Raw genomic sequence first — 21,564 nt, 5'->3', positions numbered from 1 at the left:
TTGTCCTTTCCTTATAAATCATTAAAATATTGTGCTAATTCAATAGGGTCAACAAGTTGCCCTTCCTTGTAAACGCGCATATTTCCCCCAGAAATTTCATCGATAAGAATAATATTATCTGGATGATTAACATAACCGAACTCTAATTTTATATCGTATAAATCAAACCCATGTTCAGCTAGTTTTTTCTGGATGATCTGTGCTATTTGAATATTTAAATCAATTAATATCTCATATTGTTTATTCGTTAATATATTTAAGGTAATTAGCCCATCTTTAGTCACTAATGGATCTTGTCTTTTATCGTCTTTTAACGTAAATTCGACATAATTATTTAGTTTTGCTCCATCTTCAATATATTCCCCGTATCGACGAATAAATGAACCCGTTGCCTTAAATCGAGTAATGACTTCTAACCCTTTACCGAATACACTTGCAGACTTCACTGTCATTGTATTTTCATTAAGATTTGAATCAATAAAATGAGTAGGAATACCAGACTGGTTAAGTAATTGAAAGAATAATGTTGTTAATCTTAAGTTTAAATTTCCCATACCTTCAATAGATAAACCAATTTGATTCGCACCAGGATCAAACTTACCGTCTGTCCCCGTCACATCATCTTTAAACTTTAGAATCATCGACTGATTCAATCCTTGATAAATATCTTTAGTTTTCCCTTGATAGAGTAATTCCATGTCTGTCCCCTTTTCTTTATCAGAATAAGTCTTGCCATGCCTTTAGGCTTGTTGATTGATAGAGCATCGTTTCTAACTGATTATAGTCAGGTTTTGTAAGTGTAAAGTGCCCCATCTTGCGTTGTTTTTTAGCTTCCCCTTTGTCATATATGTGATAAATCGCTTCGGAATATTGTTGACTAACTTTTTCAACATAAGGTAAATGTTGACCTAAAATATTAATCATTAATCCTGGTTCAAACAAGCGAATATTAATCAGTGAACGACCTGTTATTCCAAGAATATGTTGATCAAATTGAGATACGTTAGTCGCTTCGATTGTATAATGCCCAGTATTATGAGGTCTGGGAGCAATTTCGTTAACAAATACTTCTTCATCCTCAGTAATAAAGAATTCAATCCCACATACACCAATAAGCTTCCCTGCTTTAGCAATCTTCTCAGCAATGTCATATATTTGATCAGTCAAGTCCTCAGAGTAATTCGCTCCAACAATACTGGAGTATAAGACACCATTGATATGTTGATTTTGACTTATTGGAAATATTTCAATATTGCCATATAAATCCTGAGAAACGATGACTGACACTTCATATTTAAAGTCACAAAATGCCTCTAAAATTAATGATTGCTCTTCTAACAAGGCTTCAATATCTGATCGCTTCGTTTCTAAATCTGATTTGTCAGTTAAGAAAACTTGTCCTTTACCGTCGTAACCAAAACGTGTTGTTTTTAAAAACGCTGGTAAATTGATTGCTTTTATTGCATCTGTTAAATCTGTCCAACTATTCACTTCAGTAAAGTCAGTCGTAGGTATGCCTTGTTGATTCAGCCAATCCTTTTCTTTAATTCGATCTTGTGAGTTCAGTAATAAGCTTGTCCCTTGTGGTAAATAACTTTCACTTTCCAGTTCTTTAAGTAGGTCACCATCAATATTTTCAAACTCATATGTGACTACATCAACGCTTTGAACAAATTTCAATAAAGCTTCCCTGTTCGTAAAATCCGCTACTGTTGTTGAATGGGCAACAGCAAAGCCGCAAGAAGTTGGGTTAGGATCATACATCGCTACTTTATAGCCCATCTTTTGGGCAGATTGAGCTAACATCTTTCCAAGTTGTCCAGCACCAATAATACCAATCGTTGCGCCCGGTTGAATCACCTTAGTCATTCAACTCACCAGTACTCTCCAGAGCAGCTTGTCGTTGATTCACTTGAAATTCTTTTAAAGAATTCTCAACTATTTTGTCAGTCACAGCAAGAATTCTTGCTGCCATTAATCCAGCATTTTTGGCTCCTGCTGGTCCGATTGCCATCGTTGCGACTGGTACACCAGCTGGCATTTGGACGATTGAAAGGAGTGAATCCATCCCACTTAGTGCGCTTGATTTTATCGGTATACCAATAACGGGCAATGTAGTACTTGAAGCAATCATACCTGGTAAGTGAGCAGCTCCTCCAGCACCTGCGATGATCACCTTATAACCATTGCTCTTAGCATTTTCTGCAAAAGAAATCATCTCCGTAGGCATACGATGAGCCGAGATTACCTTTGTATCGTAAGTTAAATTTAGTGTATCTAAAAATTGACAACAATGTTGCATTTGTTCCCAATCAGAAATACTGCCCATGACTACAGCAATATCTGTTTGTTCTGTCATGCTTTACGCCTCCTTATTTCGATGTAAACCAATGTCTGTTCGGTAGAATGTATCTTGAATATCAAATTGTTTCATATCGTTATAAACTTTTTCCCTAGCTTCTTCAATAGTATCGCCACTAGAAGTAACCATTAAGATTCGCCCGCCACTTGATTGGAGTCCTTTCTCAGGACTACCATCCACCCCTGCAAAGTAAACATTGTCTTCAATTGTCTTTGGAATATTTAAAGGAATATTTGCTTTTGGCAGACTTGGATAGCCTTCGGCTGCAAGTACAACTCCTAGATTAAATTGCTTTTTAAAACGAATATCTATAGGTGATTGTTCTAAATGAGCTTGAGCAACTTCATAGAAGTCATTCTCTAACAACGTAAGTAAAACTTGAGTCTCTGGATCTCCCAAGCGAGTATTAAATTCAATCACTTTTGGCCCCTCACTCGTCCAGATAATTCCAGTATAAAGAATACCAGTGAACGGTGTTTCGTTCTCGATCATTTGATTGGCAATGGAATGAACAATCTCCGTCAACACACGGTGTTCTGCTTCTTCATCAAACCAAGGAACTGGAGCGAAAGAACCCATGCCTCCCGTATTCAATCCTAAATCATTATCAAACGCACGCTTATAATCACACGCCGTACCAAGCGATATAATATGATCTCCATTAACTAAACTAAAGTGAGAAAATTCTGTTCCAGTTAAGAATTCTTCAATGAGCACTTCTTTATTACTCTTATCCATCATCAACTCGAGGGAACTCACAGCTTCCTCCATCGTTTCTGGAATAACGACACCTTTACCACTCATTAGGCCATCTGCTTTGATAACAAATGGTAACCCTAAGGCTTCTGCATATTCAATCGCTTCTAGACATTCTCCGGCTTTAAAGAAACGATGTTTAGCAGTATTAACTTTTGCAAGTGACATTATATCTTTAGCGAAATTTTTTGAGTTTTCTAATCGTGCAGCTGCTTTTGTTGGCCCTATGATAGGTAAATTGAGACTTATAAAATAATCAACAATGCCCAACTCCAAAGGTTGTTCGGGACCAACAAATGTCAGGTCAATCGCTGAACTTTCTACAAACTCCGCTAAACGTTCGATTTCTGTTACCGGAATATTTACACATTCTATATTATGATTAGTCATAATCATACCTGGATTACCCGGGGCAACATATACTTGCTCTACTTGAGGACTGCGGGCAAAAGCAAGTGCCAAGGCATGCTCACGTCCGCCCGATCCAATAATTAAGATATCTTTCATTGGGTTCTCTCCTAATTAATATATTTTAGTGTCTGAAATGGCGGTAACCAGTCATAACCATAGCAACGTCATTGTCATCACAAACTTGAACAGAGTCTTGATCATATTTCGACCCTCCTGGTTGAGCAATCGCTGTGATACCTCGACGATGTGCTAATTTTGCAGTATCTGACATTGGTAAAAATGCATCACTTGACATCACATATGTCTGTCTTAAAGTTGCATCTTTCTCTTCGGCTTGTTTTAGTGCAATCTCAGCAGAACCAACACGGTTCATCTGCCCTGCTCCAATTCCTAAGGTCATATAATCATTTGTCACTACTATTGCATTACTTTTAACATGTTTTACAACTTTCATACCAAAGTTCATCGCTTTTAGTTCTTCAAGTGTCGGTTGTCGTTTTGTCGAGACATCCCATGTATTTGGAATGTCTGTTAAAGAATCTTTCACCAATTCATTGGATTGATCCACTGCTTGTACTAATAATCCACCTGAAACTGAAACATATTCTTCTTGATCAATATTTGATTCTTCATCAAAATCGATAGTTAAAAGACGTAAGTTTTTCTTTTTAGTTAATCTTTCCAATGCTTCTGGACTAAAGCTTGGTGCTACTATAATTTCTAAGAATATTTTCCCTAAAGCATTAGCTAATTCCAATGATACTTCCCGATTCACGACCACAATTCCACCATATATTGAAACAGGGTCCGCTTGTTGACAACGTTCAAAGGCTAATTCAATTGTATCTGCTATCGCCACACCACATGGATTCATATGTTTAACTGCTACGGCTACTGGTTCTGTAAACTCTCTTGCAATCTTAATCGCTGCATCCGCATCCTTTAGATTATTGTAAGATAATTCTTTACCATTCAATTGAATGGCTGCTGCAATGGAAGATTTCGGTGCATTGAGTTCTTTATAGAAGGTAGCCGATTGATGACTATTCTCCCCGTAACGTAAAGATTGCTTTTCTGAATAAGTTAAGGTCTTGTGGGACCACTGGTTAACTTCAAAGTTTTGTTCTTTCTTGTTAAACTGATCTAAGTAATCTGAAATTAATGCATCATAATGAGAGGTCAATTGAAACACTTTACCAGCTAAATACTGTCTAAATTCATAAGTACTTTCATTATTATCTGTAAGTTGTTGAATTAATGTTGGGTAATCTGCGGGATCTGTAACAACGGTGACTGATTGATAGTTCTTTGCTGCACTACGTAGCATTGACGGACCACCGATATCGATATTTTCAATCGCATCTGCCAATGTGACATCAGGTTTAGTAATTGTTTCTTTGAACGGATATAGATTAACAATGACATAATCAATCGTTGAAATACCGTGGTCATTCATAGCTTGTATATGCTCATTATTATCGCGTAACCCTAATAAGCCACCATGTATTTTGGGATGTAACGTTTTTACACGTCCATCCATCATTTCTGGAAATTCTGTATAATCTTCCACGGCAGTTACCGGAATACCCGCTTCTTCGATAGTCTTAAAGGAGCCTCCTGTTGATAATAATTCAATTCCATTATTTACAAGCGTTTGAGCTACTTCGATGATTCCAGTCTTATCAGATACGCTAAGTAGTGCATATTTTGTCATTTTACATTGATTCCTTTCTCATTGAACTCTTTTGCCAATTGTTGAATCACTTTCGGATATAAAGAGTGTTCGATTTGATGAATTTTATTTTCTAATTTTTCTAATGTCCATTCCGGTTGAATTTGAAGTCTTTCCTGAGCAATAATTTCTCCTGTGTCAATCCCTGCATCAACATAATGGACTGTGACTCCACTCTCTTTTACACCAGCATTATATGCGTCTTGTATGCCTTTACGACCAGGGAACGCCGGTAAGAGTGATGGATGGATATTAATAATTTTTTTCGGATAGTGATTGAGTATGTCCGCTCCAATAATTCGCATAAAGCCAGCTAGAATGATTAAATCAACTTGATGAGCCTCTAAATATTTAATAATTTCAAGCTCCCATGCTTGGCGACTTTGGCAGTCTTTGGGACTTAAGATTAAAGTATCAATCCCTACATCCTTTGCCCGTTTAACCACATAAGCTTTAGGATTGTCACAGACTAAACAATTAATATTTCCCGCTATCTCTCCTGCTTTGACTGCATCAATGATGGCTTGTACATTTGTTCCATTTCCTGAAGCGAATAGTGCTAGATTCATAGTCAAGTACTACTCCTTATCTATATTTAGACGAACAGTTTCGCCCTCATTCTTTTGATCCTCGATGCGTCCAATAACCATACTTTCATTGATACTTGAGAGAATTGTTTCTACTTTTGTTTCTTCAACTGCTAAGACCATCCCGATACCCATGTTAAAAACGTTAAACATTTCCTCAAGGTCTAATTCTCCAAATTTCTGTAATTCATTAAATATAGTTGGGATTGTCCACGTATGAACATCTACCACTGCCGTCAAACTCTTTGAGAACATGCGCGGTAGATTCTCAAAGAAGCCACCGCCGGTAATATGCGCTATACCATTAATACTTTGTGAATCGACAAACGGCATGACTTCTTTGACATATATCTTAGTCGGGGTTAACAAATGATCAATCAATGTATGTCCATCTGATAGTTGATCTTCAAAGTTCATTTCATGGTCTTTGAAGAATATTTTGCGTACTAATGAATAACCATTTGAGTGAATGCCTGAACTCGGTAAACCAATGAGCACATCCCCAGCCTTAACTTTAGAACCGTCTAGAATATTTGCTTCATCAGCAACTCCGACACAGAATCCCGCTAAATCAAACTCACCATTTGCATATAAATCAGGCATCTCAGCTGTTTCGCCCCCAACAAGTGCAGCATTGGCTTGAACACAACCTTCCGCTACACCTGAAACGATTTGTTCAATATCTTCTGGAACTGTACTGCCTACAGCAAGATAATCTAAAAAGAATAAAGGCTGAGCACCTTGGGCTAAGGTATCATTGACACACATGGCCACTGCATCGATACCGATGGTGTTTAATTTACCTGACTGTTGAGCAAGTAATATTTTTGTCCCAACACCATCCGTACCACTAACTAATACTGGATTTTTGTATTGCTTCGTGTCCAACTTAAACAATGCTCCAAAACTTCCTAATTGGTTCATAACTTCTGGACGCATTGTTCTGTTAACGTGCTTTTTCATTCGTTCAACTGCATCGTATCCTTTTTCAATATCGACACCTGATTGTTGATATGCATTACTCATCACTAAATTCTCCTTTTATAATTTTCTTTTGTAATGGGGTTAAACTTTCTTGAAATTCATTCTGATAATCTCCTATATCTGAAGGGTATTGACCGGTATAGGCGTCTAAACTAACTCCCTGATCCGGGATATTCTTATCAAAATTAATACTATCAACTAAGCCTTTAACTGACAGGTAGCCAAGTGAATCACTACCAAACAATTCATTTAACTCTTTAATTGTGTAGTTCGCAGCAATTAATTCCTCTGTATGTGTTGTATTAATGCCGTAATAGTTTGGGAATCGAATAGGCGGACTGGCAATTCTTAAATGAACTTCTTTCGCTCCAGCCCCTTTAAGTAACTCAACTAAGTGGCGCACTGTCGTCCCCCGCACTATCGAGTCATCAACAAGGACAATTGATTTATTACGTATTAGACTTTCAACAACAGAAAGTTTATACCGAACTCCTTGTTCCCGTAATTCTTGATTGGGTTGGATAAATGTTCTACCAATATATTGATGTTTAATTAATCCGATCTCATAAGGCAAACTATGTTCTTCGGCGTAACCACTTGCAGAAGAAAGTGATGAGTTAGGTACGCCAATCACTAAATCTGCCCCGTGTGTTGGCCGTTCTTTAGCTAAACGGCGCCCCATCTCTTTTCGTGCAGTATGAACATTAATTCCTGAAATATCAGAATCAGGTCGTGAAAAATATATAAATTCCATTGGTTCAAGTGTTGCTTTCTGTGAGTTAGTGTAGTTTGTGATATGATAACCTTCATCATTTATAACTACATATTGCCCAGCCTGCACTTCTGTGACGTATTTTGCCCCAACACTTGATAACACACATGTTTCGCTAGCTAAGATATAAGCACCATTAGAAAACTGTCCGATGACTAGTGGTCTAAATCCATGTTTATCCACGGCTCCATACAACGCATCATCCGTTAATAAACAAAAATTAAACCCACCATTTAATTGTTCGATGGATGATTGAAAAGCATCTGTAAAATTATTCTTCTTTGAACGTCGAATCAAATGAATTAAAATTTCAGCCGCAGAGTTTGTGGAAAATACGGCCCCCTCGTCCTCTAATTGTTGACGTAAAGACAAGGCTTCAGTTAAATTTCCATTATGAGTGATGGCTATCGATTGATTATTGAAGTGAAATAATAACGGTTGAATATTCGAATCATCTGCCTGATCGCTAACAGTGGCAGAACGAACCTGACCAATGGCGCTGTTCCCTACTAACTTCTCTAATTTATCTTCTGTATCAAAAATATGTGAAATTAATCCTCGACCGCGAAAACTCGTAAAAGTGTTCTCATCTTTTGTTACTATCCCAGCACTCGTTTGCCCCCGGTGTTGTAAAGCATGAAGTCCAAAATAGGTGATTTTATTAGCTAAGGGATGACTCCAAATACCAAATAATCCACCAGACTCTACGACACTATCGATGCCTCGGAAATTCGCTCCTACTGAGCTCATTCCTTCAATCGTTCTCATCAAGCATTCCACTCCCATTCGTATATTTATATAAAAAACTTTTTTTGTCATATTTAAGTTACACCTTATAAAAATTTGAAACAATCTTTATGAGAACAATTCAGAAGCTTTATAGTCGAACGTTCGGCTTAAAATAACATTTAAATTTACATAAGACTTGTAAAGTTATTCTTAAGGGTTTTTATCTAACAGTTGAATTTTTACGAATAACATATATATTTATAAAAAAAGGAGCAGCAAATTAGCTACTCCAATGTAAATTTATTTAATTTATCCCATTCCTCACGTAAAATCCCCATACGAATTGAGTCATAAAAATAATCATTATATAGTCTTACTTTACGTATTCGCGCTTCCATCTGCATGCCTAAATTCTCAGCAACTTTGATCATCGGTTCATTTCCAGACCAAGTCGTCAACCCCACACGAACTAAGGGTAATGTATTAAATAAATGACTAATCCAAAGAGATAATGCACGCCTACCAATATGTTGTCCTCTATTGGATGCATCATAAATCACAATACCAGTTTCTAACCAAAGCGATGGTTCGTGCTCCCAATAATAGGAGACAGTTCCAATCAACTTTCCTTTATATTCAATTGCCCATCGATCAACTTGATCAACCCATTGATTAGAATCCTTTAGAAAATTCTCATATGACTTTGATGCATGTGGGTAGTAAGGCGCATCCCATTGTTTCCATTCTGGATTATCTTCCTTGAATATAAATTCCCACAATTGATTTAAATCTTGTTCTTTCAACGTGCGGATAATCAATTCGTTATCTTTATACATAAATTTGACTCCTCTAAACTTGTAATTTTTCTCCATATTTTTATTGTACTATATCAACATAGAAAGCGGTATATATAAGCAAAAACCCAGGCAATTTACCTGGTTATCTTTTCGTATTAGAAAGCAATTAATTTTTTTGTACTGGAATTACCAATAGCAGTGTTCCGTATAAGGATTCAGTCGATTGTTCGATTTACTATTTTTTAATTCATGCATAAAACTTGTTTTTTAAATTTGAGGTGTTTGCAATTCAAAAATAACAAAAAAAGCAGAAATCTATTTAGATTTCTGCTCATTGATGAATTAAATTAATACATTTAATGTGCCATTTGTTTTATGAAAGAAGAGAGATATCTCTCTACAACAAATGTACCTATTAAAGCTACGATAATGTTAGATATCGCAACACTGATGACACTTACCCAAAACGGTGCGCCCGCTGCATAATGCAAGGTCGCCCCAACCACGATGCCACACCATATTCCATAAGCTATACTTTTAATGTAAGCGGATTTGAATAATCGGTTAAACACATAAAGAGTCACGGATTGAATTAGAAAACCCGATAATATATCAATTGGCCCTAACGGACTAAAAATATTACTGATCATCACACCAAAAAGTATTCCTGGTGCTAATTTAGGTTGATAAAATGGAACTGGTACTAATAATGTTGACACTCTAAACTGAAATATCCCACTAGAGATAGGGTTAATTAAAGTCAAGGCCACGTATAATGATGCTAACAACGCATTATTAACTAATTTTTTTGTTTTTATACTTTGCATTTTATGCTACCTCCAGTCCATTCGCTTCAAAAGCTTTTTTGCGGTCAATACACGTACCACAAACTCCACAAGCAGGGTCAGTCCCTTTGTAACAGCTGTAAGTTAGCTCATAAGGTACCTCCAATTCAATCCCTGTGGCTACAATATCTTTTTTTAACCTAGTCATGAAGGGAGCTTTTATTGATACAGAATTATTTGTACCAAGCTGAATCGCTTGATTCATTGTTTGAATAAATTCAGGCGAACAGTCAGGATAAACTGTTCCTGACTCGTCTTGATGTGCACCGAAGTAAATTTCATCAGCTCGATACTGTTTAGCCAATGAAGCTAATATTGCTAAAAAGACACCATTTCGAAACTCTACTTCTGTATTAAGTTCATTTGATTCTCCATATGCTCCCTCAGCAATTGGGATATCGTTATTTAAACTCAAGGCAGATTGACTATCTGAAAAAATTGAACTTAAATCCATAATTTTATGTCTGACTTGATAATATTCACTGACTTTTTGAGCGGCTAGTAATTCCATTTGTTCATGTTGTTGATTATACGTAAAAGTAATTGCTAATATATCTGGATCGGTTGCTTTAGCAAGAGCTAAGGCCGTAGAGCTATCAACTCCACCACTTAATAAAACTAATTTCATCATTATACCCCCTTTAACCTAACGGTTATCCACTTTCTCAGGATATAAATCATGATTTTTAAGTCGTTCCCAAGCCATATCTTCCCACTTTGTTCCGGGTTGACCATAATTACAATATGGATCGATCGAGATTCCACCACGAGGTGTGAATTTACCCCATACTTCAATATATTTTGGTTCCATCAGCTTAATGAGGTCTTTCATAATGATATTCATACAATCTTCATGAAAGTCACCATGATTACGGAAACTGAATAAGTAAAGTTTTAATGACTTACTTTCAACCATTTTCTCCCCTGGAACATAGCTAATGTAAATAGTCGCAAAATCTGGTTGCCCTGTCATTGGACATAAAGACGTAAACTCGGGACAATTAAATTTAACAAAATAATCATTATCCAAATGCTTATTTGGAAACGATTCTAAAATTTCTGGCGCATAATTATCCAAATATTTAGTTCCTTGATTCCCCAACAAACTCACATTACCCATGTCTTCATTACTTCTACCTTGCATTTTTTCTCTCCTTTTCGGCAAATTGAAAGCAACAAAAATAGAGATGTCTATATAACATCTCTAGAGTTTTAACTTAAAATTAGCCCTAGTTTTGTTTAATGACAGGATGGTTACGAACTGTCATATTTAATTATACTTTATTATAACTGAATAAGGTTACAATGCAAAGGCTTAATCTACTTGTCTTAAAACATGCTGGACTCTTTCAATAAATCGCCGAGTAAAAAGTTCACTATCTACATCTAAACACACTGTCATAGACTTATATGGTCGATTTAATAAGTCTAGATTTCCAATGGTTCTTCCCTTCGCATCACCTTCAGTTTCTACTTTAAGATTAATTTTTGTTGTTTGAGTAACAATTGAAGGGTTCAGTGCGACTTCCACTGCTAAAGGATCATGCATAGCGCCACCAATCTCAGCATTATCAAATTCATTAGTATAGTAGTAATTAGCCATTTCAACCATAGCCTCGCTTGCTTTTGTACCTATTGGATGCCAAGACGAGATATCTGTCCCTTTAATCATTGTCTTGAGTGTTACATCCAGACCAACTAATGTCATTGGAATATCACTAGCGAAGACATATTGAGCAGATTTAGAATCTCTATGAATATTTGCTTCGGCATATGGTGAAACATTCCCAGGTACTGTTAGTGCACTCCCCATACTTACAATTTTACCAATCTTTTCAATGGCTTCTTTATCTTTTTTAATTGCATCAGCTAAATTGTTCATAGGTCCAGCCGTATATAATATTAACTCTTCCCCAAATGTATTTGCAGATTCAATGATGAAATCCACTGCACTTTGTTTACTAGGTTGTCTTTTCGGTTCACCTAATTCAACGTTTCCGATACCATTCTCTCCATGGATATGTAATAGATGTGGTTGAGGTTCATAGCTCGTCTCACCCCAAGGCGAACTCGCACCTTCAAAAACTGGAATATGACTATGACCTAGTAAATCAAGTAAGTTTATTGTATTCTTTGTTGCGTTTTCTAAAGTGACATTACCAAAACTTGTAGTGACGCCAATAAGTTCTACTTTATCAAAACTAAGTGCATACGCTAAAGCTAAAGCATCATCCACACCCGTGTCTAAATCCATAATCATCTTCATTGTCATCTCATTCACCTCCACCGTCATTTATTATTATCTTATCTAAAGTATAGTTGACTCATCTAATGATAGCTAGTTATCGTTACGTTTAAACACTCCTCAAAATAAAATGATCGCATTCATAATTATTTCAAAATTCAAAAACAGCTCCTACTTGAGAGCAAGAGCTGTACACTTAGTCTATTTTTATAACATCATTCACTAATCCATGTGTGATTAAAATTTCACTGTCTTTTGTAATAACAACCGCTTCTACATCTTGTATTTGATTTATTTGTTTTATAATATCATGCGCTTCGGCTTTATAATACATCGTTGTATAGAGTTCCCCTGTTAAAGATTCTTTAGAGACTATTGTTAAACTTGCGATATTATTTTTGACTGGATAACCTGTCTTACTATCAAATATATGATGATATTCTTCGCCATTATAGACAAATGTTCGCTCATAAATACCTGAAGTAACAACCGATTTATCTTTAACCTTCAATAATCCAACTAAATTATTCCTTGTCATGAAAGGATTTTGAACCCCAACTCGCCATAACGTGTCTGGATTTGTTGGATGACTTCCCAGTAATAAGACATTACCGCCTAAGTCAATGATCCCCTTTTTAACGCCTGCTTTTTTCAAGAAGTGTTTGATTTGATCAGCAAAAAAGCCTTTAGCTAATGCACCTAAGTCAATTTCCATCCCTTTTCTTTCTAAATAAACACTTTGTTTCTCGTCATTTAACTGAATCAAATTAGGGTCAATGAGTGTTAAGCGTTCGTCTATCTCGGCTTGAGTTGGAACTTTTGCATCAGAAAAACCTATCTTCCATAGTTTGATTAAGGGGCCAATCGCAATATTTAATGTATTCGATAAATCTACACTATAGACTTTGCCTATCTTAATGAGTTCAAATATATCAGGGTCAACAGCAACAGCTTTGATACCAGCAAATTGATTGACCTTCATCAATAAACTGTTCGCATCATTCGCGCTAAAACGATTTTCGTAATCTAACAATCGTTTTTTAGCTTCGTTTAACAAATAGTGCGAAAATTCATGTTCGATTTGTAAATTAATCGTCGTACCCATTGCTTTAAAAGTAATACTTTCCATATTTAAAACCCCTTAAATCATTATTTAGCCAAAAAAGTTCGAAGATTTACCTCCGAACTTTTACTAAATTATATCATATTAATGTGAAGATGCACCTGATACTGTATCCACTTCTGGTTCTGCTGCATTGCTTTGTGATGCACCTGAAACTGTGTCAGCTTGTTTATTATCGCTTTGTGAAGCGCCTGATACTGTATCTTTTCCTCCAACTAATTCTTGACCAGTTTGTTGTAAGTACCAATCAACTGTTGGTTTAATATCCATAATATATTCATTAATTCCCATGTAATTACCTTCATCATCACGAATTGCTTGATAGTTGTGAACCACAAATTTATCTGGCCCATGTGTTGGTACGTGAACACGGACAATATCTTGTTTTCCTGAACGTAATTGTGAGATAACCCATTTCACATTTTTGTGTGTACGGTCTGGGTGACATGCACCAAGAGGGTTTCCTGGTTGTTCTGGATAACGTTTGGCGAACATTTCTTCTGAAGGTAGAACGCTGTTATAGTATAAGAATTGGTTGTTACTATCAGCAAACGTTAATTCCATTGGCATTGATCTTAAGAATTGATCAATTTGGTTCACTGTTAGGATACCTCTATTAAGTTTGACATAGTCATTTCCTGTCGCTGGGTTTACTTTTTCAGCTGCTTGTTCTACCCAGTCTGGAGCCGTCATCTCTACACCTTCAATTGTTGTGTCAATCTTTCCATTAGCAAATAAATCTTCCTCGATTGGTTTTACCACTTCAGTTGCTCCCCCTTTACCTTCTAATTCTGAAACGACTTTAATAAATCGGATGAATTTTTCTAAGCAAGATGCTAAGAAGTTTATTGTTCCTTGGTCTTTTAAATTATTCTCTTCGTCAAATGCTTCTTTCACATTCCCTAATAAGAACTCATTCCCCGGTAGTACAATCGCATTGACACCTGGTGAGTCTAAGATTTGTCTTAATGAAAGTTGAGCACGTGAAGATCCTTGTGAGAAGTACGATGCACCGACAATCATGACAGGTTTATTTTCGAATGGATGAATTTTAAATGATAGCCACTCAATTAAGCTTTTTAGAGCTGCTGGAATAGTATGATTATGTTCTGGCGTTGCGATAATCACACCATCAGACGCTTCAATTCTTTTAGCAATATCTTGAATGACGGGTGATTGAGTTTGGTCATCACTTTGGTTAAATAATGGCACTTGATCAATCTCAACAATATCTAAATCAATTAATTTGTTAAAATGTTTTTGGATAAACTGTAATAATAAACGGTTATACGATTCAACAGCATTTGATCCAACGATTCCTACTAATTTCATATTATCTTATCTCCTTTATTAATCTTCCCAAGTATAGTCATCTGCTTCTCTAACATTAACAGCATGTGCTTCCATTAATTGCCCAGTAATCTCAACGAAAGTTAAGAAATCTGAGAATAAGCCCTCAAGTAATTCAATTTTTTCTTTTGAAATTAATTGCCCTTGTTCATCAAATGCTTGTAATGAATGATCTAATAAGTATTCTGAACTTGGCATAATTCTAGCTTTTAATTCAGGTGAATCCAGAATTTGACGGGCATGCATTTGAGCACGTGATGAGCCTAATGTTCCATATGATGCACCTACAACCATAACAGGCTTATCTACGAATGGATGCGTTTTAAATGATAACCAACTTAAAGCATTCATTAATGCCGCAGGTACCGAATGATCATATTCAGGTGTACTAATGATTACTCCATCAGCTTGTTCAACTTTATCTGATAACTCTTTAACACTCTCTGGTAATTCAATACTTTTATCTTTGACAAACATTGGTAATTCTTTAATCTCAACTAATTCAATATCGACTTTATCAGAAAAATGTGTTTCCATATATTGTAGTAACTTACGGTTAGTTGAATTATTTGAGTTAGTCCCAACAATTCCTAATAATTTCTTCATTTAAATATCCCCTCTTATTTAATATTCATTTTTTATATATTTTTCCATTGCATCAAGTTCTCTTAAGGCAATTTTATTTCGATTAATTTTTGAATAGGCCCGGGCGTCATAAATTAAAGCTAAAATTGTATCTTTAGATTCTTTTATGGTAATTGCATTTTTTGCTAACTGGATTGCCGCCCTTGCTAGATAATATGTCACATGGTTATCTGAGCAAATAGAAACGGCATGTTCAGCTAAAGCATTACTAATATCTATCTCATCAATATGTGCATAAAACTTACTGCATTCAAAGACGATGTGTAACACACGCCAAACTTCTTCCATATGATGAGTCGGAAAATCATAAATTCGATTTAAGACTTTCGCAAAGTAAAACTCTGCTTTTTCTAACTCGCCTATTTGCTTAAAGATAATACCACTGCCTGTATAAGCGAGTAATTTATATAGTTCATACTCGTTGATAAGATTATCAAGTAATATCTGATCCAACTCATACAACGTATCAATAGTTGAATGCTTATTATAAATCATCACAAATGCCTTTAAATAATGATATCGCATTGTTAATTCTGAGTTATCAATCAGGTTTAAATCGATCTTTTCCAGCAAATTCCCCGCTTTCTCATACTCACTTAAGATGAGTGAGAATTCGGCTTCTTCCATTAACTCTTTTAACTTAGAATATTTTACTCCAACTTTAGGAAATAATTCACTAAGTGGTAATTCTAACCGGTTGCATAATTTAATAAGTATTTTTAAACTCGGTACCTGACCGTTGTTTTCAAAACGACTTAAAGTTGCTTGGGTGCAGATACCTTCAGCAAGATCACTTTGAACTAAGCCCTTTTGCTTTCTAACTTCGATAAATCTTTCTATGTTTATGATATCACCCCTCAAACCACTTTTTCACACATTGTGATTACATTCACTATTGAATGTTTTTATTATACATATAACTAATATTAATATCAAGCGTTTATATAAAATTTTATATATTTATTATTTATTTAATCGATTTAAAATATTACATCGCTAATATATATTGAATATGTATAATTAAATATTATAAAGGCCTTGTAAATAAATTAATTATTAATATAATAAGGATAAACTTTGGATTAGGAGAATTTAATTTGAAGATAAATAAGAATGTATTTCATAAACTGTCAATATTCTTTATATTGACGCTACTTGTATTTCCCATTGATCATAAGTCCGCAGATGCTAACGAACAATTTATTGATAGCAGTGGCTTCTCGATTACACCAGAATTGCCGAAAAGTGCACCAAATGTGCCTGAAGGTGAGACTTATGTCGAGATTAATAATAATATCCCTTACTTTACTAACAAAGATATTACCGCAACAAAAACATGGGTGGAATTTAGTCAATTAGATGACTTAGGTCGCGTGGGTGCTGCTAACGCAGTTCTTTCTGTAGATACCTTACCTGCTGAGCAAGAGTCAAGAAACGATATCTCGGCCATCCACCCTACTGGTTGGCATCAAGGTAAGTACAAGCAAATTGATAGTGGGGGTTGGCTTTATAATCGATCACACTTAATAGGACATCAATTGATTGGTGAAGGTGTACCAGAATTAAATCTAATGACCGGAACACGATGGTTTAATATGGATGGTATGTTACCTTTTGAGAACTTTGTCGCAAGTACCATTGAAAATGATTTGCTGACCGTTCGTTACCGAGTGACACCCTACTTTGAAGATGGGAACTTACTTGCTTCAGGTGCATTTATGGAAGGTTTCTCCATTGATGATAGCGGCGAAACCCTTCAATTTAACATCTATATTCCAAATAGACAGAAAAATGTTCAGCTTGATTATGGAACTGGTCAGCATGACGGGGAATATATTGAGCAAACAGCAACCACAGCGCCAGCGAACAATGATCACCCTGGCACTACTTTATACTTTACTGGGAATGCGATTGTGAACAGCTCTTCTTCGAATCAACCGGTCAATTCCGATGCGACTGAAGGTCAAGGTGAGATAGAACCTGCTGGTTTTGCTGAAGTAGCAACAGAAGCTCCTGTAGAAGAATATGTCTCATATAAAAATTGTACTGCTGTACGAGAAGCCGGCGCGGCACCAATTTACCGCGGTGAACCTGGCTATGCATCACATTTAGATCGTGATAACGACGGCATTGGATGTGAATAACAAAAAAACAGACTCCAGTTTTTACTGGAGTCTGTTTCTATATATATTAGTTTATAACTAAACGATTTAAGTAATCCATGTCAGTTGCTAAAATCTCAAAATCAAGGTCCGCATTATTATCCACATATTCTTCGTGAACTGATTTTGGTAATACAACTAAGTCTTTTTGGTAACAATAACGAATCGCAATTTGAGCTGTTGATTTATTGTATTTATCTGCAATCGTTTGAATGTCCGGATTATTTAATAATTTTCCTGTTCCAATTGGAGAGTAAGCTTCTACAATAATGTCATTTTCTTGGCAATATTGAACTAACTGCTCATCGCGGAAACCAATATGGTATTTAATTTGATTTAACATTGGTTTGATTTTTACATTCACTAGCAGTTTTACTAAGTCATCAATTTCAAAGTTTGAAACACCAATGGCTTTTACTTTACCTGCTTCATATGCTTCTTCCAATGCTCTCCATACTTGCAGATTCTCTTCAAAATATAATCTCTCAATGGGTCCATCGGAATGCATTTTGTCCCAAGGACGAGGAGCATGAATAATCACTAAATCAAGATACTCAGTATCTAAAGCCGTTAATGAGTCTTCAATGTCTTTTTTAGCTTCATCATAAGTTTTTGAAAAAGCACTTACTTTAGTAGTTAGGAAAAAGTCTTCTCGGTTCACTCCTGAAGCTTTCATCCCTTTACCGACACCCTCTTCATTTCCATAAGTGCGGGCAGTATCGATATGTATATAGCCATTATTTAACGCATAAGCTGTCATTTGTTCTGCTTCTTCTGGGCTCATTTGCCATGTTCCCAATCCAATCGCAGGGATTTCTAAACCGTTTGAAAATGTAAATACTTCTTTTAATTGTGTCATACATATTTCCTCCTAAACTTGATATGATTATGTTACCATTATTTCTTGAATTCGTATAATAAATGCACCCGGAGGATCAAATGGCAATGTCATTGTTAGTTTTTATTCTTTTATTCGTACTTTGTTTTGTTATTTATAAATATGAACCTAGAACTATTTTTTTAGGTCTGGTCATGATTTTAGTCGCAATTCAAAGTGTTGTTATGTTTCTGATTTTTAACTTTAATAATTTGGCGCTAATTATGGGTATAATATTAGTTATTCTATTCTTAATTATACCTGTGGTTTTGACTATAGGTTTCTTAAGCAAACATAGAAAATTGTTCAAATGCTTAATAATTAGTTTGTTTGTCGGTATTATCATTTCTCTTCTATTGTATCTGAACGAAATTAATGTCATCGAAATACTTCAACTCCCTTTAATTACATGGGGAATTGGTTACTTTGTTTGTGGTATTTGTTTGGGTATACTAGTCGTTAACAGCTATCTTCTTTCGGCTCTGATGAATTTATTTAGTAAAGAGAAACCAAGCGTAGATTATCTCATCGTTCTAGGCGCTGGATTGAATAAAGAAAAAGTGACTCCTTTACTTGCCAAACGAATTGATAAAGCAATTCAAGTATACAAAGAAGCCCCTGATTTAATATTAATTATGTCTGGTGGCCAAGGTGATGATGAGATGATTCCAGAGGGACTAGCCATGGCTAATTATGCAATAAGCCAAGGTGTCCCAAAAAATCATATTATTATTGAAGATCAATCTGTAAATACATATGAAAATATTTTATTCTCAAGTCAGCACTTTGCCTCTGAAGATGCTTCATTTGCAATTATCAGTACAATGTATCATTTGTTTAGAGCTGAATTGATTGCTAAAAAACTAGGTTTAAAATCTGTGAGCTATGGTGCTGAATCAGGTAAGAACTGGGTATTCAATGCGAATGCTTTTATTCGAGAGTTCTTTGCTTATTTATATATGCAATTGAAGTGGGTTGTTTTATTTTCAATTCTTTATACCCTATTATACAGTTTGTTGCACTATATGGCTTTGATGAATGTGCTCCCATTACCTTTATGATACAGTTAACATAGAATTAAGGGGGATAATAATGAAAGAAAATATGATATTAAAGAAAATGCAGGCAGGCGAACAAGTAGTTGGCATGTTCTTTGAAATGTTTGGAACTTCTATCGTAGAATATTTAGGTATTACGGGATTAAATTTTTTCATTGTTGATATTGAACACAGTACATTTACCACGGAATCACTGTTGGAAATTGTTCATACAGCTGAATTACGTGATATGTCTACTTTAATGAGAATAAAAGATATTCGTCGATCGAATGTATTACGTCCATTAAATGTTGGTGTTCAAGGGTTAATTATTCCAAATATTCGAACTGTTGATGAAGTTAAACAAGTGGTTGATTGGGGGAAGTACGCACCCATTGGTAACCGTGGATTTTCCCTATCTCGTGTCACTGATTTTGGTTTTAGTGATAAAGTTTCCAATTTACCAGCCTACTTTAAAGAGCGTAATCAAGAAACGTTAATCATCCCACAATGTGAAACACCTGAATGTTTAGAGAATATCGAAGAAATTTGTGCGATCGATGGTGTTGACGGTATCTTTGTTGGTCCTTTTGATTTAACGATTGCCTTAGGTATTCCCGCTCAATTTGATCACCCTATTTTTAAAGAGGCTCTGGCTCGTATTTATAAAGCATGTCGTGATAACAATAAATTCACTTTAATTTTTGGGGCAAATACTGATCAAGCTAAAAATTATATAGACTATGGCTTTGATGCTGTTACTTGCTCAATGGATGTTACAATTATGATCGAAGCCTATAAAAATATGTTAGAAACAGTTAAAAAGTAAATTTCAAACTTGTTATTCCTGTAAAATATTTAATTATATACTATAATATAATTAAAACTTATAGTAGGAATGATAAGATGCTAAGTAGAACAGATGCCAAAATCGTACTTAATGAAATTATGAATTTATATCCAGATGCAAGACCTACCATGCGATATGAGAATGCCTTTCAATTATTAATGGTTGTCATTTTGAGTGCGCAAGCAACAGATGCTTCCATTGAAAAAATTCAGGACAAATTATTTGAACGATATCCTTCGCCTGAAGCGGTCGTCGAATCGAGTATTGAAGAGATTGAAACGTATATAAATACGATTGGCTTATATCATAATAAAGCGCGCTATATTTTTATGAGTAGCCAGCAGTTATTAGATAACTTTGGAGGAGAGGTTCCATCTACACGTAAAGAATTAACATCCTTAACCGGTATTGGTCCGAAGTCTGCCAATATTATCTTGAGTGTCGCGTATGGCGAAGCTGCTTTTGCAGTTGATACCCATGTAACGCGAATATGTAAGCATCACAACATTGTTGACGATGATGCGACAGCTCAAGATATAGAAAAGCGTGTAACAGAGATCCTGCCCCCTGAGAAATGGGGACATGCCCACCAAGCAATGATAAACTTTGGAAGAGAAATCTGTAAACCACGTATCCCTCTCTGTAATAATTATCCACAATTGTATGCGCATCTAGACTAGAATTTTTTAAACTCAAAACACAAAAGGAGCACAGATATTCTGCGATCCTTTATTATTTAATCATAATAATTGTTTAGCTGTCCTTCTCTACGGTATTTATTACGGACTTGGCGATATGCTGCTATGAATGGTATTAATACAGATGCAACTACAATCCCAAGCACATTAAATATAACCGCACATATGATCATAATGACTGCTGGTAACCAGAATGGTAGTTCTAAGTCTTTTCCTAAGAAAAATGGTTCAATTAATTGTTCGATAATTTCGACTCCAATGTATAGGAAGAGTAATAACCACCCTTGACTTGGATCACCAAATATCCATTCAATGATTACCCAAGGTATGAATGCAATGCCCGCACCGACGACGGGAATTAAATCTAATAGACTAATCCCAATCGCAAATGCAATAGCATGACCAGGTTCATAGCCAATTCCCCAAAAGCCTAGAAAGAGTAGTAATATTACAATACCAATGACTTTTACTTCAGCTTTTGCAAATAGCCAAATATTTCTAACTCCTGTTGAAAATACTTCACCCCAAAATTGTGTATTTAAATTCATTAAATCTATCCTCTCATTTATTACAGATTGATTTTGTTTTTTATTTTTTAGTAT

Annotated in this window: 23 protein-coding genes; 4 read left to right on the top strand and 19 right to left on the bottom strand. The window is 35.5% G+C overall.

Annotated elements, in window-relative coordinates; translation table 11 throughout:
• Positions 1–11: 11 nt before the first annotated feature.
• The 17 genes from ACEN3Z_RS05830 to ACEN3Z_RS05750 all read right to left on the bottom strand — a co-directional run bounded on the left by ACEN3Z_RS05830 (position 12) and on the right by ACEN3Z_RS05750 (position 16,199).
• A complete protein-coding gene (locus ACEN3Z_RS05830; protein WP_407090040.1) occupies positions 12–698 on the bottom strand; it encodes a phosphoribosylaminoimidazolesuccinocarboxamide synthase in 687 nt (228 codons plus the stop codon).
• 19 nt (positions 699–717) lie between these two features.
• Positions 718–1,869 carry a 5-(carboxyamino)imidazole ribonucleotide synthase gene (purK, locus tag ACEN3Z_RS05825; protein WP_407090038.1) on the bottom strand — a complete coding sequence of 384 codons (1,152 nt, stop codon included), beginning with the start codon at positions 1,867–1,869 and terminating at the stop codon, positions 718–720.
• Positions 1,862–2,359: a 5-(carboxyamino)imidazole ribonucleotide mutase gene (gene purE / locus ACEN3Z_RS05820; RefSeq protein WP_407090037.1), complete on the bottom strand. Its 498-nt coding sequence runs from the start codon at positions 2,357–2,359 to the stop codon at positions 1,862–1,864. Before purE ends, purK begins: the two co-directional genes overlap by 8 nt.
• Positions 2,360–2,362: 3 nt before the next feature.
• Positions 2,363–3,625, bottom strand: coding sequence for a phosphoribosylamine--glycine ligase (gene purD / locus ACEN3Z_RS05815; RefSeq protein ID WP_407090036.1), 1,263 nt, complete (start codon positions 3,623–3,625; stop codon positions 2,363–2,365).
• Between the two features lie 25 nt (positions 3,626–3,650).
• The gene (purH, locus tag ACEN3Z_RS05810) at positions 3,651–5,243 is read right to left on the bottom strand and encodes a bifunctional phosphoribosylaminoimidazolecarboxamide formyltransferase/IMP cyclohydrolase (RefSeq protein ID WP_407090035.1); all 1,593 of its coding nucleotides are present in this window, start codon (positions 5,241–5,243) and stop codon (positions 3,651–3,653) included.
• Positions 5,240–5,830, bottom strand: a complete 591-nt coding sequence (purN, locus tag ACEN3Z_RS05805; protein WP_338488892.1) for a phosphoribosylglycinamide formyltransferase — start codon at positions 5,828–5,830, stop codon at positions 5,240–5,242. Before purN ends, purH begins: the two co-directional genes overlap by 4 nt.
• Before the next feature lie 9 nt (positions 5,831–5,839).
• Complete coding sequence (purM, locus tag ACEN3Z_RS05800) at positions 5,840–6,874, bottom strand: phosphoribosylformylglycinamidine cyclo-ligase (protein WP_407090034.1); 1,035 nt, start codon at positions 6,872–6,874, stop codon at positions 5,840–5,842.
• Positions 6,867–8,354 carry an amidophosphoribosyltransferase gene (gene purF / locus ACEN3Z_RS05795; protein WP_407090049.1) on the bottom strand — a complete coding sequence of 496 codons (1,488 nt, stop codon included), beginning with the start codon at positions 8,352–8,354 and terminating at the stop codon, positions 6,867–6,869. The genes purM and purF overlap by 8 nt, the downstream gene beginning before the upstream one ends.
• Positions 8,355–8,617: 263 nt before the next feature.
• Complete coding sequence (locus ACEN3Z_RS05790; RefSeq protein WP_407090033.1) at positions 8,618–9,169, bottom strand: GNAT family N-acetyltransferase; 552 nt, start codon at positions 9,167–9,169, stop codon at positions 8,618–8,620.
• A 317-nt stretch (positions 9,170–9,486) separates the two neighbouring features.
• Positions 9,487–9,957, bottom strand: a complete 471-nt coding sequence (locus tag ACEN3Z_RS05785) for a QueT transporter family protein (protein WP_407090032.1) — start codon at positions 9,955–9,957, stop codon at positions 9,487–9,489.
• A gap of 1 nt (position 9,958) precedes the next feature.
• The gene (gene queC / locus ACEN3Z_RS05780; protein ID WP_407090031.1) at positions 9,959–10,606 is read right to left on the bottom strand and encodes a 7-cyano-7-deazaguanine synthase QueC; all 648 of its coding nucleotides are present in this window, start codon (positions 10,604–10,606) and stop codon (positions 9,959–9,961) included.
• A 15-nt stretch (positions 10,607–10,621) separates the two neighbouring features.
• Positions 10,622–11,119: a preQ(1) synthase gene (gene queF / locus ACEN3Z_RS05775; RefSeq protein WP_338488864.1), complete on the bottom strand. Its 498-nt coding sequence runs from the start codon at positions 11,117–11,119 to the stop codon at positions 10,622–10,624.
• A 171-nt stretch (positions 11,120–11,290) separates the two neighbouring features.
• A complete protein-coding gene (locus ACEN3Z_RS05770) occupies positions 11,291–12,247 on the bottom strand; it encodes a nucleoside hydrolase (protein ID WP_407090030.1) in 957 nt (318 codons plus the stop codon).
• A gap of 169 nt (positions 12,248–12,416) precedes the next feature.
• Entirely contained in the window at positions 12,417–13,349 is a 933-nt protein-coding gene (locus ACEN3Z_RS05765) for an FAD:protein FMN transferase (protein WP_407090029.1), read from the bottom strand.
• A 78-nt stretch (positions 13,350–13,427) separates the two neighbouring features.
• Complete coding sequence (locus ACEN3Z_RS05760; RefSeq protein WP_407090028.1) at positions 13,428–14,675, bottom strand: NAD(P)H-dependent oxidoreductase; 1,248 nt, start codon at positions 14,673–14,675, stop codon at positions 13,428–13,430.
• Positions 14,676–14,693: 18 nt separating this feature from the next.
• Complete coding sequence (locus tag ACEN3Z_RS05755) at positions 14,694–15,299, bottom strand: NADPH-dependent FMN reductase (RefSeq protein WP_407090027.1); 606 nt, start codon at positions 15,297–15,299, stop codon at positions 14,694–14,696.
• A gap of 18 nt (positions 15,300–15,317) precedes the next feature.
• Positions 15,318–16,199: a helix-turn-helix domain-containing protein gene (locus tag ACEN3Z_RS05750; RefSeq protein ID WP_407090026.1), complete on the bottom strand. Its 882-nt coding sequence runs from the start codon at positions 16,197–16,199 to the stop codon at positions 15,318–15,320.
• Between the two features lie 236 nt (positions 16,200–16,435).
• On the opposite strand from ACEN3Z_RS05750, the gene ACEN3Z_RS05745 reads away from it, so the two are divergent.
• Positions 16,436–17,482, top strand: a complete 1,047-nt coding sequence (locus ACEN3Z_RS05745; protein WP_407090025.1) for a DNA/RNA non-specific endonuclease — start codon at positions 16,436–16,438, stop codon at positions 17,480–17,482.
• 46 nt (positions 17,483–17,528) lie between these two features.
• Here the strand turns inward: ACEN3Z_RS05745 and ACEN3Z_RS05740 are convergent, their stop codons facing one another.
• Positions 17,529–18,359 carry an aldo/keto reductase gene (locus ACEN3Z_RS05740; protein WP_407090024.1) on the bottom strand — a complete coding sequence of 277 codons (831 nt, stop codon included), beginning with the start codon at positions 18,357–18,359 and terminating at the stop codon, positions 17,529–17,531.
• A 503-nt stretch (positions 18,360–18,862) separates the two neighbouring features.
• Between ACEN3Z_RS05740 and ACEN3Z_RS05735 the strand changes: the two genes are divergently transcribed.
• The 3 genes from ACEN3Z_RS05735 to nth all read left to right on the top strand — a co-directional run bounded on the left by ACEN3Z_RS05735 (position 18,863) and on the right by nth (position 20,944).
• Positions 18,863–19,438, top strand: coding sequence for a YdcF family protein (locus tag ACEN3Z_RS05735; RefSeq protein WP_407090022.1), 576 nt, complete (start codon positions 18,863–18,865; stop codon positions 19,436–19,438).
• Between the two features lie 31 nt (positions 19,439–19,469).
• The gene (locus ACEN3Z_RS05730; RefSeq protein WP_407090021.1) at positions 19,470–20,243 is read left to right on the top strand and encodes an HpcH/HpaI aldolase family protein; all 774 of its coding nucleotides are present in this window, start codon (positions 19,470–19,472) and stop codon (positions 20,241–20,243) included.
• A gap of 77 nt (positions 20,244–20,320) precedes the next feature.
• A complete protein-coding gene (nth, locus tag ACEN3Z_RS05725; protein ID WP_407090019.1) occupies positions 20,321–20,944 on the top strand; it encodes an endonuclease III domain-containing protein in 624 nt (207 codons plus the stop codon).
• Between the two features lie 56 nt (positions 20,945–21,000).
• Here the strand turns inward: nth and ACEN3Z_RS05720 are convergent, their stop codons facing one another.
• Positions 21,001–21,510: an AI-2E family transporter gene (locus tag ACEN3Z_RS05720; RefSeq protein ID WP_407090018.1), complete on the bottom strand. Its 510-nt coding sequence runs from the start codon at positions 21,508–21,510 to the stop codon at positions 21,001–21,003.
• Between the last annotated feature and the right edge of the window lie 54 nt (positions 21,511–21,564).

This window comes from Ruoffia sp. FAM 26254 (assembly GCF_045528545.1).
In the GTDB taxonomy this organism is placed as follows: Bacteria; Bacillota; Bacilli; order Lactobacillales; family Aerococcaceae; genus Ruoffia; species Ruoffia halotolerans.
This window is presented reverse-complemented; position numbering and strand designations above follow the sequence as displayed.